The organism is Mesorhizobium sp. WSM4814 (genome assembly GCF_055811595.1).
This window is the reverse complement of the sequence record NZ_JBVVQT010000003.1, coordinates 421,372-435,857: the sequence shown is the minus strand read 5'-3', so window position 1 is coordinate 435,857 and position 14,486 is coordinate 421,372. Positions and strand designations below refer to the sequence as shown.

Sequence of the window (14,486 nt, the reverse complement as noted above, 5' to 3'; positions counted from 1 at the left end):
CAATGCGGTTCCTGTTCTATACCCATTCGGTCGTTTCGGACTGGAACCACGGCAACGCACATTTCCTGCGCGGCATCATGCGGGAGCTTGTTGCACGCGGGCACCAGGCGATCGCGCTGGAGCCAGCAGATGGCTGGAGCCGTTCGAACCTGCTGGCAGAGAAAGGGCCCTACGCGGTCGAGCGCTTCAGAAAAGATTTTCCGGAGCTGATGCCGGTGACCTACGACGCGTCCTTCGACCATGAAAGCTGGATTGCCGACGCCGATGTGGTGATCGTCCACGAATGGACTGACCCGGAACTTGTCGAGCGCATCGGCGGGGCCAAGGCGAATGGAGGCGGTTTCACGCTTCTGTTCCATGACACCCACCATCGCGCCGTGTCGGCGACGCAGGCGATCTCGGCCCTGCGGCTGGAGCATTATGACGGCGTGCTCGCCTTCGGCGAGGCGTTGCGGGAAAGCTATCTTCGCGCCGGCTGGGGCAAACGTGCCTTCACCTGGCACGAGGCGGCGGATGAGCGCCTGTTCAAGCCGCACCCGGAGATCGACCCGACTGCCGATCTGATCTGGATCGGCAACTGGGGCGATGACGAGCGCAGTGCCGAAATCAAGGAATTCCTGATCGATCCGGTGGAAGAACTTCGCCTGCGTGGCACTGTTCATGGCGTGCGCTATCCACGCGAAGCGCTCGCCGATCTTGCTGCCGCCGGCCTGGAATACGAAGGCTGGATTGCCAATGCCGACGTGCCCAAGGCATTCGCGGCCCACCGCGTTACCGTCCACATCCCGCGGCGCCCGTATCGGGAGAACCTGCCCGGCATCCCGACGATCCGCATGTTCGAGGCGCTCGCCTGTGGCATCCCGCTCGTGTCGGCGCCTTGGGCCGATGTCGAACAACTCTTCAGGCCAGGTATCGACTTTCTTTTCGCGTGCGACGGGTCCGAGATGTGCCGTCATCTTCGCGACGTGCTGGACGATGCCGACCTGGCCGCCTCTCTGGTGAAATCGGGCCTCGAAACCATCGGGAGGCGACACACTTGCCGCCACCGGGCGGACGAGTTGTTCGACGTGCTCGCCGAATGCGGCAACCGCCAGGCCATCGATCGCATCGCCATAGAGGAGACAGTCGCATGAAGATTGCATTTTATGGATCGAGCCTGCTGTCGTCCTATTGGAACGGCGCGGCGACTTATTACCGCGGATTGCTGAAGGCTCTTTCTCAGCTCGGCTACGAGATCACGTTCTATGAACCGGACGTTTACGACCGGCAGAAGAACCGCGATATCGAGGCACCGGACTGGTGCAACGTCGTCATCTACGAGGCGACCCCGCATGCGCTGATGCAGGTGGCAGCAAGCGCAGGCGAAGCTGATATCGTCGTCAAGGCCAGCGGAGTCGGCTTCGAAGACGAGGTGCTGCTGCGCGCCGTACTCGACCACGCCCGGACGGATGCGCTGACGGTGTTCTGGGACGTCGACGCACCGGCCACTCTGGGCCAATTGCGCGACGAGCCGGATCACCCCCTGCACCGCGCGTTGCGGGAGATCGACCTTGTCCTCACCTATGGCGGCGGCGATCCGGTCGTCTGGGCCTATCGTGCGCTGGGGGCTGCCGAGTGCGTGCCGATCTACAACGCGCTCGATCCCGAAACGCACCATCCGGTCGCGAAGGACAAGCGTTTCGCCTGCGACCTCGCCTTTCTCGGCAACCGCCTGCCGGACCGTGAAGCACGCGTCGAAGCCTTCTTCCTCGATCCGGCCAACCGTTCGGGCGGTCAGCGTTTCCTGCTCGGCGGATCTGGTTGGGGTGACAAGCAGCTGCCGGCAAATGTCGCATGGCTCGGCCACGTCGGGACGCGGGACCATAATGCGTTCAACGTCACCCCCAAGGCGGTGCTGAACATCAGCCGCGACAGCATGGCCGCCAACGGCTTTTCGCCTGCCACGCGCGTCTTCGAGGCTGCCGGTGCCGGCGCATGCCTCATCACCGATGCCTGGCTCGGCGTCGAATTGTTCCTGGCCCCCGGGGAAGAGATCCTGGTGGCGCGCGATGGCAATGATGTCACTGAGATCTTGCGCACCCTCACCCCCCAGCGGGCAAGGGCGATCGGCGCATCTGCGCTTCGGCGTGTTCTCGCCGAGCATACCTATGCGTTAAGGGCCGCTGTCGCCGACGCTGTCTTCAGGCGTCAGTTCGAGCGCCCCACCGTGGAGGCAGCGGAATGACCCAGCGGCTCGACATCGTCTTTCTTGGCCTGTCGTTGTCCTCTTCATGGGGAAACGGCCATGCCACGACCTTTAGGGGGTTGCTGAAGGGCCTGCACGAGCTCGGCCATCGCGTCACCTTCCTGGAGCGCGACGTGCCGTGGTATGCGAACCATCGCGATCTGCGCGACCCGGATTTCTGCACGTTGCGCTACTACGAAACGACGAACGATCTTCGTCGGACCTATGCCGGCTGTCTGCAACAGGCCGATGTCGTAGTGGTCGGGTCGTTCGTTCCGGAGGGGCGAGCCGTCATCGACATCGTCGCGTCCCTGTGCACGGGCCAGTTCTGCTTCTACGACATCGACACGCCGGTCACGCTGGCCAAGTTCGCCGCGGATGATTGCGACTACCTATGCCGGCGGCAGATCCCGTATTTCGACGTCTATTTCTCGTTCACCGGCGGGCCAACACTCGCCCGATTGGCGGCGGACTTCGGTGCACGGTGCGCCGAGCCGCTCTACTGCTCCGTCGACCCGGAGCGGCATCGCCGAACGGCCGATCCGATCTGCTGGGACCTTGGCTATCTCGGCACTTACAGCTCGGACCGGCAGGCGACGCTGGATGCTCTCCTGCTCGAACCGGCAAGACGCATGCCGGACCGTCGCTTCGTCGTGGCCGGCTCGCAATTCCCGTCCGAGACCGTCTGGCCAAGCAACGTCGATCGCATCGAGCACCTGCCGCCGGCGGACCACGCCTCGTTCTACAGCCGCCAGCGCTATACGTTGAACGTCACGCGCAGCTCCATGATAGCGGCTGGGTGGTCTCCCAGCGTACGCCTCTTCGAGGCGGCTGCCTGTGGCACAGCGATCATCAGCGATCGCTGGACCGGTCTGGACAGCTTCTTTCCGACAGCCACGATCAACACGGCGAGCCAAGCCGAAGACGTGATCGATATCCTGTCCAGCCAATCCGACCGCGTCAGGCTTGCTTTGGCCAAGCGAGCGCGTGCAACGATCCTGGCGGCACATACAAGCGCCGCGAGAGCCCGCGAATTCGTTTCGCTGCTGGCGCGGCCAAGATCGGCACGTCCAGCGCTCGATCTGAACATCGAAAGTGCAGCATGACTGGCAGACAGGAGAAAATAGAGATGCGGCAATCAAGAAGGACACAACGGACCAGAACGGCGCTTGTCGCCGGCGGCGCGGGTTTCCTCGGTTCGCATCTTTGCGAGACACTGCTTCAGGCCGGGTGCCGTGTGATCTGTGTCGACAATTTTCTTACCGGTCGGATGGAAAACATCGTCTCGATGCTGGGCAGTCCTCGTTTCCGGCTGATCGAGCAGGATATTTGCCGACCATTGGACCTTGCTGAGCCGGTCGACCGCATTTTCAACCTGGCGTGCGCCGCATCGCCGCCGCGCTACCAGGCTGACCCGATTCACACCACGCGGACCTGCGTGATCGGAACCCTCAATCTACTTGAGCTTGCCGCCCGAAACAATGCGCGCCTCCTGCAGGCATCGACAAGCGAAGTGTATGGCGATCCGGAACAGCACCCGCAAACGGAAGACTATGTAGGTCACGTGAACTGCACCGGCCCTCGTGCCTGCTATGACGAGGGCAAGCGAACCGCCGAAACCTTGTGCTTCGACTATTTGAGAACCGAAACGGCCGACATCCGGGTCGCGCGCATCTTCAACACCTATGGTCCGCGGATGGATCCTGCCGACGGCCGGATCGTCTCGAACCTGGTGATGCAGGCGCTCGAGAAGAGACCGCTGACGATTTTCGGCGACGGGCTGCAGACCAGGTCGTTCTGCTACGTCTCCGATCTGGTCGAGGGTCTGGTCCGCCTCATGGATGTCGATCCCAATCCGAACCAACCGGTCAATTTGGGCAATCCCGGGGAATTCACCGTTCTTCAACTGGCCGGATTGGTGAGGGATATGACCCACAGCAACTCGGCCTTCAAATTCCTGCCACTGCCGCAAGACGATCCTCGCCGGAGGCAACCGGACATTTCCCGTGCAAAAGCCCTTCTCGACTGGTCGCCAAAGGTGCCACTCAAGCAAGGCCTGATGCAGACGATCAGCTATTTCATGGAGCTCGAGGCCAGCCGTAACGAGGATCGAATCTCCCCAACTGCGACAAGCGTGAGGTCCGTTTCAGGCCGACTGCAAAACCTGCCGGCCTGAAGTCGGGGAGAGCTATGCCCTCGGGCATGGTGAGACCATCCCGACAGGCGTCTTCACTTTTTCTCGTTGTGGGAACATCCGGTCTAGCTCGCCGTTGGGCGAATATCGGCAGGGAGAACGGACCCGTGCATCGAAAACGATCCGCCAGGGACATCGAGCAAATGGCAGAACGGGAAGCGGCTGCCTTTCTGAGACGTGCCTCGATCACCTACCTCGAATGCTGTGTGAGCCTGATGATGACGCATCTTGAGCGCGAGGAAGTGGCCACCATCCTGGAAAAAGAAGCGGATATGCTGCGAACGCTCGATTGAGGCTCGCGTCGCTCAGGCTTCGATCGGCCTAGGCAACGTAAAATACAGGGCGCAACTTTGATCCGAAGAGGTTGGTGATTTTTCCAGGTCGCAAGGAACATTCCTGGCAGCTGACAGTTCGGCGCGAGGAACTTACCTTCAACAGCGATGGCGGCAGTTTCGTGGGATCAAAAAAGGTACGGATTGGAATAGCCGGCGTCGGCAATTGCGCATCCTCCCTTGTCCAGGGCCTCTCATATTATCGGGACGCCAGAGGCAATGAGCCGATACCGGGCCTGATGCATGCTGATCTTGGCGGCTATCATGTCGCCGAGATCGAGGTGGTTTGTGCTTTCGACGTCGCCAAGGGCAAAGTTGGGCGTGATGTGGCCGAAGCCATATACAATGCGCCCAACAATACCTTCCGCTTTGCCGATGTTTCGGCAACCGGCGTTCGCGTCGAGCGCGGACCGACGCTTGACGGCATCGGCAAATATCTGCGCGATGCGATCGAGGAGGCAGAAGAGCCGGTCGCGAATGTCAGCGCGCTGCTTCGGGAAAGCGGCGCGGACGTACTGGTCTCATATCTGCCGGTCGGCTCCGAAGAAGCCACGCGTTTTTATGCCGAGTGCGCGCTCGAGGCCGGCTGCGCCTTCGTCAACTGCATACCGGTCTTTATCGCATCGCGGCCGGAATGGCGCCGGCGCTTTGAACAGCGCGGCCTGCCGCTGGTCGGCGACGATATCAAAAGCCAGGTCGGCGCGACGATCGTGCACCGGTTGCTCGCCAATCTGTTCCGCGAGCGCGGCGTCCGCCTCGATCGCACCTACCAGCTGAACTTCGGCGGCAACACCGATTTCCTCAACATGCTGGAACGGGAGCGGCTGGAATCGAAGAAAATCTCCAAGACACAGTCCGTAGCCAGCCAGTTCGACGTCCCCCTGGAGGCCGGCAACATCCATGTCGGCCCCAGCGACCATGTGCCCTGGCTTACCGATCGAAAATGGGCCTACATCCGCGTTGAAGGCACGACGTTCGGCGGCGTGCCGCTGAATGCAGAGCTCAAACTGGAAGTATGGGATTCGCCCAACTCGGCCGGAGTCGTTATCGACGCTGTCCGCTGCGCCAAACTGGCGCTTGACCGCGGCATCGCGGGGGCGCTGACCGGCCCTTGCAGCTATTTCATGAAGTCGCCGCCCGAGCAGTTCACCGATGCCGAGGCACGCCTGCGCACGCTGTCTTTCATCGCCGGGAGGGACGAGCCGATGCTTGATGCCGCGGAATGACGACGACGTTCTTCTTGATCCGCCATGCGGCGCACGACAATGTCGGCGACTATCTTGCCGGACGCATGGCTGGAGTTTGCCTTGGCGAAACCGGCAGGGCACAAGCCTCGCGCCTGGCCAGCCACATGGCGGCGCGGCCGCTGGCGGCCATCAGTTGCAGCCCGCGCGAACGAACACTGGAAACCGCAAAACCGATCGCAATCGCCTGCAATCGCGAGAAGATTACAATCCGCCAGGAACTCGATGAGATCGACTTCGGCGCGTGGTCGGGCAAGACCTTCGAAGAGTTGAGCCAGGACGCCGACTGGCTGACGTGGAACAGTCAACGCCAGCAGGCGAGGACGCCCGGCGGCGAGACAATGCTGGACGTCCAGCAACGTGTCGTCTCGCTGATGCAGCAGCTTCGCAAACGCTACCAAAACCAGTCCGTGGCACTGGTCAGCCATGCCGACGTGATCAAAGCCGCCGTCTGCAAGGTGCTCGGCTTGCCGCTGGGAGACTGTTTTCGCTTCGATATCGACCCCGCTTCGATCACCACGGTCGTGTCCGGTGACTGGGGCTCCAAGCTGATCCGACTGAACGAAGCCGCCTGACGAGGACTGCCGGATGCGTATGGTCATTTTCGGTCTCACCGTCACCTCCTCGTGGGGAAACGGACACGCGACGCTGTGGCGCGGGCTGATCCGTGCGCTCGGTCGCCTGGGCTGGTCGGTCAGCTTTTTCGAACGCAATACCCCGTACTATGCCGGCGCACGCGATCTTGACCATCTCGATGGCGGCGATGTCGTTCTCTATCCGGAGTGGGAGGACATTCGCCGTGTCGCGGAACAGGCTATCGGGGAATCCGACGTCGTCATCGTCACGTCCTATTGCCCCGACGCCGTGGAGGCATCGCGCCTGGCGCAGCAGGCCTGTCGCGGGCTGAAGGTTTTCTACGATCTCGACACCCCGGTCACGCTCGCCCGGATAGAACAAGGTCTACGACCGGCCTATTACGGGCCCGAGGGCCTTCACGATTTCGACCTCGCCCTCAGTTATACGGGGGGAACCGCAATCGATGCGCTGAAAACGCTGCTGGGCGCCCGCCGAGTCTTGCCTCTCTACGGCCATGTCGATCCCGACCGACACCGGCCGGCCCAGCCCCGGGCTGAATTCGCCGGGGATTTGTCCTATCTCGGAACGTATGCGGCCGATCGCCAGGCCGGCGTCGAAAAGCTGCTGGTCCGCACGGCAGCGCGCATGCCGGACCGCCGTTTCGTCATCGGCGGCGCCCAATATCCGCATGAATTTCCGTGGAGCGAAAACATCTTCTTTGTCAGGCACCTTCCGCCTGCGGATCATCCGGCCTTCTTCTGCTCATCGCGCCTGACGCTGAACGTGACGCGCGAGGCGATGGCCAAGAGGGGCTGGTGTCCTTCGGGCAGGCTGTTCGAGGCGGCAGCCTGCGGCGCGGCGATCGTGAGCGACACCTGGCCCGGGCTGAGCAGTTTTTTCCAGCCCGGCAGCGAGATCATCCTGGCGGACAGCACCGACGACGTGGTCGCGGCAGTCGGCTTGCCTGACAGCGAAGTCGACGCCATCCGGCGCCGGGCGCGCGAGCGGGTGTTGGACGAACACACCTCTGCGCAGCGCGCCAGGGAACTGGACCGCCTCCTGTCCGATTCATTGCCGGGCTTGGGGCAGGGCTTGGCGGCGGGCGAGCCGTTGAAGGAAGCAATCTGATGTTGGGCATCGTGCCCGCCGCCGGCCGCGGCAGCCGCATTCAACCGCTCGGCTTCTCGAAGGAGCTCCTGCCGGTCGGCAGCCGAATCGACGGCCAGACCGAGCGTCCTTGCGCGGTGAGCGAGTATCTGGTGCGTCGCATGGTGCGCAACGGGGTCGACAAGATCTGCTTTGTCATCGGATCGGGAAAATCGGACATTCTCGAATACTACGCCGCCGGCTACGGCGACGCCGCCGCATTGTTTGTCGTGCAGCCCAACCCCGTCGGTCTTTGCGACGCGATCTTCCGCGCCGCGCCGCTGGTCGCGGCGGACGAGACGGTTCTGGTCGGCCTGCCGGACACGATCTGGTTTCCGGAAGATGGCTTTTGCCGCCTGCCGGACGACCGGCTGTCGTTTTTGCTCTTCCCAGTGGATCACCCGGAACTCTTCGATGCCGTCGTTCTCGACGGGGATGACCGGGTGAAAGAGATCCAGGTCAAGCAACAAGGCGCCGCATCGAACTGGATCTGGGGGGCGTTCAAGATGCCGGGCTGCATACTTCACCAGCTTGCCGCGCTTTGGCGCGAGCGGGATCAAAGCGACGAATATGTCGGCACCCTGATCAACGCCTATCTGGCGGCAGGCGGTGAGGCTTGCGGCGTCAAGGCAGGCACCGCCTATGTCGACGTCGGCACGTTCAACGGCTACCGCACGGCGCTTCGGCTGCTCGAGAACAACGACACTACGTTGGAGGACCCGAAAAACCTCATGTTCGTGCTGCCGGGGCAAGCAATACCAAGCCATCCAGGCGAAGGAGGCTAGCCATGCTGCATTCGAGCGCCGAAATACGCCGCCGCATCGATGCCCTTGGCCCGTGGTTCCACAACATGGAGCTGGCGGGCGTCGAAACCGCCCCCGACCATTTCCTCGGCAACTACCCGCTGATCAAATGGCGCAAGTTCGCCGACGCCATTCCTGCCGATCTGTCCGGCAAGGCCGTCCTCGACATAGGCTGCAACGCCGGCTTCTACTCGATCGAGATGAAGCGACGCGGCGCCGGCCGCGTCCTCGGCATCGATTTCGATGAAGCCTATCTGGCGCAGGCGCGCTTCGCCGCCGAAATCGCGGACTGCGACATCGAATTCCAGCTGCTGTCGGTCTACGACGTTGGCGCCTTGCGGGAGAAATTCGACATCGTCCTGTTCATGGGCGTGCTGTATCACCTGCGCCACCCGCTGCTCGCTCTCGATCTGATCCGGGAGCACGTTGCCGGCGACTTGATGATCTTCCAGTCCATGCAGCGGGGCAGCATCGAACTGCCTGCGCTCGATGAGAATTATCCTTTCTGGACCCACGATCTGTTCGACCGGCCGGAGTTTCCGAAGCTGCATTTCGTCGAGCATCGCTATGCCGACGACCCGACCAACTGGTGGATTCCCAATCGCGCCTGCACCGAAGCGATACTGCGCAGCGCCGGCTTCGAGATCGTGCTGCACCCGGAGCAAGAGGTTTATTTCTGCCGCGCCGCCGGTGAGCCGGCCGGCGGCAGCGCCGTCTACCCGTCGAAAGGACAACTTCATGATTGAAGCCGCGATGATCTGGAACGAGCCGAACAACAAATCCCATTGGGATCCCGAACTCGACCCCGACTGGAGCCGCTTCGCCAACATGGCAATACTGGCCGCCGATGCGATCGCATCGGCAAACCCGGCCGTGACCAGGATACTGGGGGGCATTTCGCCGATCGATGCCGATTTCATGGCGCTCATGAAGCAATACGGGGTGCTCGATCATGTCGATGCCGTCGGTGTGCATGGCTTCCCACTCGACTGGAATCTCTGGCAGATTCAGGAATGGCCCCAGAAGATCGGCGAGATTTCGACCGTCACCGATCTTCCCGTGTGGGTCAGCGAAGTTGGTGTGTCGAGCTTCGGGGCGGAGGAGGTCCAGCTCTGGGGTTTGCGTCGGAGCGCCGAACTGCTGCTCGGCAATGCCTCGCGCGTGCAATGGTACAGCCTCTACGATCTTCCGCGCGAATGGGGGGCAACGACGCGTCATCGCGAGGCCGAAGGCTCCTCCTACTATCGCCACTTCTACATGGGCCTGCTCCGCGAAGATGGCACGCCCAAACCCGCGCTCGAGGAATTCCTGCGTTACGCACCCGGGATGGGGCTGGTGCAATGGTTCCACTTTGAAGATCCCCGGCTGGACGACGCCGTCGCCTGGATGAAACGGCTGGGCGTCACCAATCTGCGCACCGGGCTTTCCTGGGCCGACAGTTTCAGGCCGAATGCGCTGGATTGGTACGACCGGCAGATGGAAGCACTTGCCGATTTCGACGTGACCATCACCTTCTGCTTCACGCCGGAGCACCGCGGAGTGATGCCGCACCACACCAGTCCGCCGCTGGTGCCGGAGGAATTTGCGGAGTTTTGCGCGACGATGACCCGCCGCTATGCTCCCGCCATGGCTGCCTCGCCGGTCAGAGCGGTGCGGGCTTCGGCAGCATGAGTGTGTCATGCAACACGCAGCTGACAGGTCCGGACCGCTTGCCGAATTCGCGGCCTTGTTGCTAAGTGCTGCTCCGCACCGCTCGGACGGTGCTGAGATCATGATCGTTGTCGCGCATCCGGACGACGAAACCATCGGCATCGGCGGGCATCTTGCCGGCTTGCGCGGATCTCGCATCGTTCATGTCACCGATGGCGCGCCGCGAGACCTTGAAGACGCGCGAGCATACGGCTTCGAGACGTGGCAGGACTATGCCGAGGCCCGCCATCGGGAGTTGGAGGCGGTGCTGGCGGCAGCGGGATTGCCGTCGACGGCCCTGATCAGCCTCGGTTATCCCGACAAGCAGGCGGCCGGAAATCTTGGCTCGCTCGCACGGGAACTGACCGGCCTTTTGGCCGAGCGCGATGTCAGCTTCGTCTGCACGCATCCTTATGAAGGTGGTCACCCCGATCATGACGCGACCGCCTTTGCCGTCCATGCGGCCTGCCATTTGCTGCGCCGCGACGGACGCCAGGCACCGGCCATCGTCGAAATGGCGTTCTATTCGGCCGGGCCTGAGGGTACGATCCTTCAGGATTTCAACAGTCATTCCGGCAGCGAGCGCATCGAATTGCACCTTACGGAAGCGGCTTTCGAACGGAAGCAGTGCATGCTGGCCTGCCACCGGACACAGCAACGGACGCTGGCGCCGTTCACGGCGCGCATCGAACGTTTCCGGGTGGCGCCTGCCTATGATTTCCTGGCGCTGCCGAACAGCGGCAGGCTTTATTACGAGGCGCTGCCGCTCGGCTTCGAGCCGGCGGTTTGGCTTCACGCCGCGGCCGCTGCGCATGAGGAGCTTGGGCTCGACCGGCCATGACCCTCACCGTCCTGAACGTCGCCTACCCTCTCGCGCCAGTCGGCCCGGATGCGGTTGGCGGTGCCGAGCAGGTGCTGTCGATGCTCGACCAGGCGCTCGTGCGCGCGGGACACGCTTCCATCGTGATCGGTTGCCAGGGCTCGAAAGCGGCGGGCGTGCTCATCGAGACGCCTGCTGAACCAGGTGTGCTCGACGATGCGGCGAAGAAACGGGCACAGCGCTCTCACCGCACCGCGATAGAAGTCGCACGCGCCCGTTGGCCGATCGACGTGGTTCATCTGCACGGCATCGATTTTGATGCCTATCTACCTGATGATGGCCCGACCCTGGTAAGCCTGCACCTGCCGCTCGACTGGTATCCCACCGATGCCTTGCGCACGGTCCGCGACGATCTATGGCTTCACGCCGTCTCGATGGCCCAACAGAGGACCGCGCCGCCGGGTGCCAGGCTGCTGGCACCCATTCCAAACGGCGTGGATATCGATGCGCTGAGCGGTCGGCAGTTCAAGCGCAACTTCGCGCTGGTGCTCAGCCGCATTTGCCCGGAAAAGGGCATCCACCTGGCACTGGACGCGGCCAAACAGGCTGGCGTGCGGCTGATCATCGGCGGCAAGGTCTACCCTTACGAAACGCACACGCTGTACTTTCGTGACGAAGTCCAGCCGCGCCTCGACCAGCGCCGCCGCTTCCTCGGTCCGCTCGGCTTCGTCGCAAAGCGGCACTTTCTCAACGCCGCCCGCTGCCTGGTCATTCCCAGCCTTGCCGCGGAAACCAGCTCGCTTGTCGCGATGGAGGCTCTCGCCTGCGGCACGCCGGTCGTCGCCTTTCCAAACGGTGCGCTGCCGGATGTGGTCGAACACGGCAAGACGGGCTTTCTGGTCAACGACATCCATGAGATGGCGGAGGCCATCGTCGCAGCCTCCGGCCTGGATGCCGAGACATGCCGGGCCGAGGCGCGGCGGCGCTTTTCGCTCGACCAAATGATTTCGTCTTACATGGACGCCTACCAGGCGCTGGCAGGGCTTGGTGCCGGCCGCAGGCGCCTGGCGGCGGTGCAGTGAGCGGCTTTCATGCTCCGCTCCGAGATCATCGACGATCCGGCCGCCTTTGAGGCGCTGGCGCCGCGCTGGCGGGAGCTGTGGGCGCACAGCCGGACAGCGACGCCGTTCCAAAGCCCCGCCTGGCTGGTGCCGTGGTGGCGCGCATTCGCGCCCGGAGAGCTGGCGACGATCGCCGTCTGGCGAGGCGACGATCTGGTGGGATTGGCACCGCTTTACCTGGAACACGCAACTTGCGGGTCGAGACTGCTTCCGGTTGGGATTTCGTTGAGCGACTACCTGGATGTCCTGTGTTGCCCCGGCATCGAAGCGGCTGTCGCCGCCGTCATCGCCGACCGGGTTCTGGCGATCAATTGGTCGCAATGGATCTTACCGGACCTGCCGGCCGGTGCTGCCGGTCTCACTATCGCGCACCCTGCGCTGGAGGCGGATCAACCCGTCGACCACGCCGCTTGTCCCGTGCTGCCGATCGCTGGCGACAATGCGCTCGCGGTCTGCATTCCGGCGCGGCGAAGACGCCAGTTGCGCCGCGCGCACAATGCCGCACGCCGGCGCGGCTGCGTCTCCATCATACCGGCGCAGGCCGATCTCAAAGCGTTTTTCGATCACCTGATCCGCCTTCACGGCGCGCGTTGGGCCGGGCGCGGCGACGGCGTCCTGGCCGATCCGGCTGCAGAAGAATTCCATCGGCAGGCGCTTCCCATGCTTGCCGCACAGGGTCTTGTCCGATGCTGGCTTGTTGCCATCGACGATGCGGTCGTCGGCGCCTATTACGGATTTCATCATCGCCACCGCGCCTACGCCTACCTTGGCGGTTTTGATCCGGCCTATGCCGAGGAAAGTCCCGGCGCAATCCTGATCGGTCACGCGATTGCCGAAGCGGCTCGTGAAGGGGCGCGGGAGTTCGATTTTCTGCGCGGCCAGGAGAGCTACAAGTATGGCTGGGGGGCCGTCGACCAATGGACAATGCGAAAGGTCTGGACGCGGAGCATGGCTCGATGAGCGCCACCGGACGAAAGCCATCGCCCCAGGCGGCATCGACCGCAAAAATGCTGATCGAGGAGTGCATGGCCGACGGCGCCTGCGTCGACGCCATCATTGCCAGACTGGCGCTGCGCTTCGAGACCGGGGTCGATGCCGCAGAATTGGCCGATGTGGCGCTGGAGATGCGTTCAGCCGACCTGCGAAAACGCGACAGACTGGAGCGGATCGCCGATCTGCTTCGTCACAGGCCTGACATCTTCACCACGCTGCGCCAAACAGGTGCCGCCGTCCGCCACGAACGCGATGAATGGGAAACTGACGCCGCGGTCGTCAGGCGGCTGGCCGCCGGCTTTGATGCCGCGGCGACGATTTCCCAGGCGGCGAGCGTTCAACTGTCTTCGCTGGGAGACGAGGAGAAACTCACCGCCGCCACCGACGAGATCGTCGCATGGTTGCAGCGGCAAGGCTTCACCGGCCGCGACCAGGACATACTGGACATTGGTTGTGGCATCGGCCGCTTCGAAAGCGCGCTCTCGGATGCCGCGCACCGGATCGTCGGCATCGACATATCCCTGGAGATGATTTCGGTCGCTCGTCGGCGATGTGCCGGGCTGCGCAATGTGGATCTGCGGCAGACCTTTGGTCTCGATCTCGCCGATTTTACCAACGCAAGCTTCGATTGCGTGCTGGCTGTCGACAGCTTCCCCTATCTGGTGCTGGCTGGCCTGGCGGAGCGGTATTTCGAGGAAATTGCGCGTGTTCTGAAACCGTCAGGCGTGGCAGCACTTCTGAATTACTCCTATCGCGGATCGACGGCGCTGGATCGTGCCGATGTTCACCGCCTCGCCGAAGCCCATGGCATGCAGGTCGTGGCTGACGGCGCGAAGCCGTTCCGGCTGTGGGACGGCAATGCCTTTCTTCTTGTGGCATCCGAGGGAACATTACGGCGCAATGATTGTTCGGGAGTCAAAGAGACGAGGGCGTCAATGAGACACGCGCACCAAACAGACAGGGCACCTGTGAGTGCCGACAATCCGAAGGAGGACTAGAAGGCATCCGGCGGCAAGATAGACATCACCTCTGCCGTCAAGATAAAGGCTCCGGCGGCCGGCGCGATGACCGATTTGGCCAAGGACAAGGTCAAGGAAACGCGGCTTTGCTTTGTCCAGCAGAGCCTGAGAAGCAGCACACCGAGCAACGCCGGCTCGATGGCAATCGGATCAACTCCGATCAGTATCACGCCGCAGATCGTCTCTCCCAAGACTGACTGCTGCAACCGCAAACGCCAATCATGACCAGTGGCCAGTCGAGGTCACGAGAGTCGAAATGTCGAGCGCACCCGGCAACAGCGCCGGGAAGACCCGAGGGGAAAGCATAGGCTTCCCCGACGAGATC

The 14,486-nt window shown here is 62.9% G+C and carries 16 protein-coding genes; 15 read left to right on the top strand and 1 reads right to left on the bottom strand.

The annotated features are described in order from the left end of the window. The first annotated feature begins 2 nt into the window (after window positions 1–2). The 15 genes from AC0L2V_RS08395 to AC0L2V_RS08325 all read left to right on the top strand — a co-directional run bounded on the left by AC0L2V_RS08395 (window position 3) and on the right by AC0L2V_RS08325 (window position 14,140). Window positions 3–1,133: a CgeB family protein gene (locus tag AC0L2V_RS08395; RefSeq protein WP_473519876.1), complete on the top strand. Its 1,131-nt coding sequence runs from the start codon at window positions 3–5 to the stop codon at window positions 1,131–1,133. Continuing rightward, the gene (locus tag AC0L2V_RS08390; RefSeq protein ID WP_473519875.1) at window positions 1,130–2,224 is read left to right on the top strand and encodes a CgeB family protein; all 1,095 of its coding nucleotides are present in this window, start codon (window positions 1,130–1,132) and stop codon (window positions 2,222–2,224) included. The genes AC0L2V_RS08395 and AC0L2V_RS08390 overlap by 4 nt, the downstream gene beginning before the upstream one ends. Then, a complete protein-coding gene (locus AC0L2V_RS08385) occupies window positions 2,221–3,330 on the top strand; it encodes a CgeB family protein (protein ID WP_473519874.1) in 1,110 nt (369 codons plus the stop codon). The genes AC0L2V_RS08390 and AC0L2V_RS08385 overlap by 4 nt, the downstream gene beginning before the upstream one ends. Window positions 3,331–3,353: 23 nt before the next feature. Beyond that, complete coding sequence (locus AC0L2V_RS08380) at window positions 3,354–4,400, top strand: UDP-glucuronic acid decarboxylase family protein (RefSeq protein ID WP_473519873.1); 1,047 nt, start codon at window positions 3,354–3,356, stop codon at window positions 4,398–4,400. Window positions 4,401–4,561: 161 nt separating this feature from the next. Next, window positions 4,562–4,711 carry a hypothetical protein gene (locus AC0L2V_RS08375; protein ID WP_084646751.1) on the top strand — a complete coding sequence of 50 codons (150 nt, stop codon included), beginning with the start codon at window positions 4,562–4,564 and terminating at the stop codon, window positions 4,709–4,711. A 161-nt stretch (window positions 4,712–4,872) separates the two neighbouring features. Continuing rightward, window positions 4,873–5,976 (top strand): inositol-3-phosphate synthase, encoded by a 1,104-nt coding sequence (locus tag AC0L2V_RS08370; protein ID WP_473513126.1) that lies wholly within the window; start codon window positions 4,873–4,875, stop codon window positions 5,974–5,976. Further along, complete coding sequence (locus AC0L2V_RS08365; RefSeq protein ID WP_473513127.1) at window positions 5,973–6,569, top strand: histidine phosphatase family protein; 597 nt, start codon at window positions 5,973–5,975, stop codon at window positions 6,567–6,569. The genes AC0L2V_RS08370 and AC0L2V_RS08365 overlap by 4 nt, the downstream gene beginning before the upstream one ends. A 13-nt stretch (window positions 6,570–6,582) precedes the next feature. Beyond that, window positions 6,583–7,698, top strand: coding sequence for a CgeB family protein (locus tag AC0L2V_RS08360; protein ID WP_473513128.1), 1,116 nt, complete (start codon window positions 6,583–6,585; stop codon window positions 7,696–7,698). Continuing rightward, complete coding sequence (locus AC0L2V_RS08355; protein WP_023801255.1) at window positions 7,698–8,501, top strand: sugar phosphate nucleotidyltransferase; 804 nt, start codon at window positions 7,698–7,700, stop codon at window positions 8,499–8,501. The genes AC0L2V_RS08360 and AC0L2V_RS08355 overlap by 1 nt, the downstream gene beginning before the upstream one ends. A gap of 2 nt (window positions 8,502–8,503) precedes the next feature. After that, complete coding sequence (locus tag AC0L2V_RS08350; protein WP_473513129.1) at window positions 8,504–9,265, top strand: TIGR04290 family methyltransferase; 762 nt, start codon at window positions 8,504–8,506, stop codon at window positions 9,263–9,265. Continuing rightward, window positions 9,258–10,190, top strand: coding sequence for a glycoside hydrolase 5 family protein (locus tag AC0L2V_RS08345; RefSeq protein ID WP_287217076.1), 933 nt, complete (start codon window positions 9,258–9,260; stop codon window positions 10,188–10,190). Before AC0L2V_RS08350 ends, AC0L2V_RS08345 begins: the two co-directional genes overlap by 8 nt. 7 nt (window positions 10,191–10,197) lie before the next feature. Continuing rightward, a complete protein-coding gene (locus AC0L2V_RS08340) occupies window positions 10,198–11,049 on the top strand; it encodes a PIG-L deacetylase family protein (RefSeq protein WP_473513130.1) in 852 nt (283 codons plus the stop codon). Further along, window positions 11,046–12,110, top strand: coding sequence for a glycosyltransferase (locus tag AC0L2V_RS08335; protein ID WP_473513131.1), 1,065 nt, complete (start codon window positions 11,046–11,048; stop codon window positions 12,108–12,110). The genes AC0L2V_RS08340 and AC0L2V_RS08335 overlap by 4 nt, the downstream gene beginning before the upstream one ends. Before the next feature lie 9 nt (window positions 12,111–12,119). Further along, window positions 12,120–13,109 (top strand): GNAT family N-acetyltransferase, encoded by a 990-nt coding sequence (locus tag AC0L2V_RS08330; protein WP_473513133.1) that lies wholly within the window; start codon window positions 12,120–12,122, stop codon window positions 13,107–13,109. Continuing rightward, the gene (locus AC0L2V_RS08325; protein WP_473519872.1) at window positions 13,106–14,140 is read left to right on the top strand and encodes a class I SAM-dependent methyltransferase; all 1,035 of its coding nucleotides are present in this window, start codon (window positions 13,106–13,108) and stop codon (window positions 14,138–14,140) included. Before AC0L2V_RS08330 ends, AC0L2V_RS08325 begins: the two co-directional genes overlap by 4 nt. Here the strand turns inward: AC0L2V_RS08325 and AC0L2V_RS08320 are convergent. Continuing rightward, complete coding sequence (locus AC0L2V_RS08320; protein WP_473513135.1) at window positions 14,137–14,352, bottom strand: hypothetical protein; 216 nt, start codon at window positions 14,350–14,352, stop codon at window positions 14,137–14,139. The genes AC0L2V_RS08325 and AC0L2V_RS08320 overlap by 4 nt on opposite strands. Window positions 14,353–14,486 lie beyond the last annotated feature (134 nt).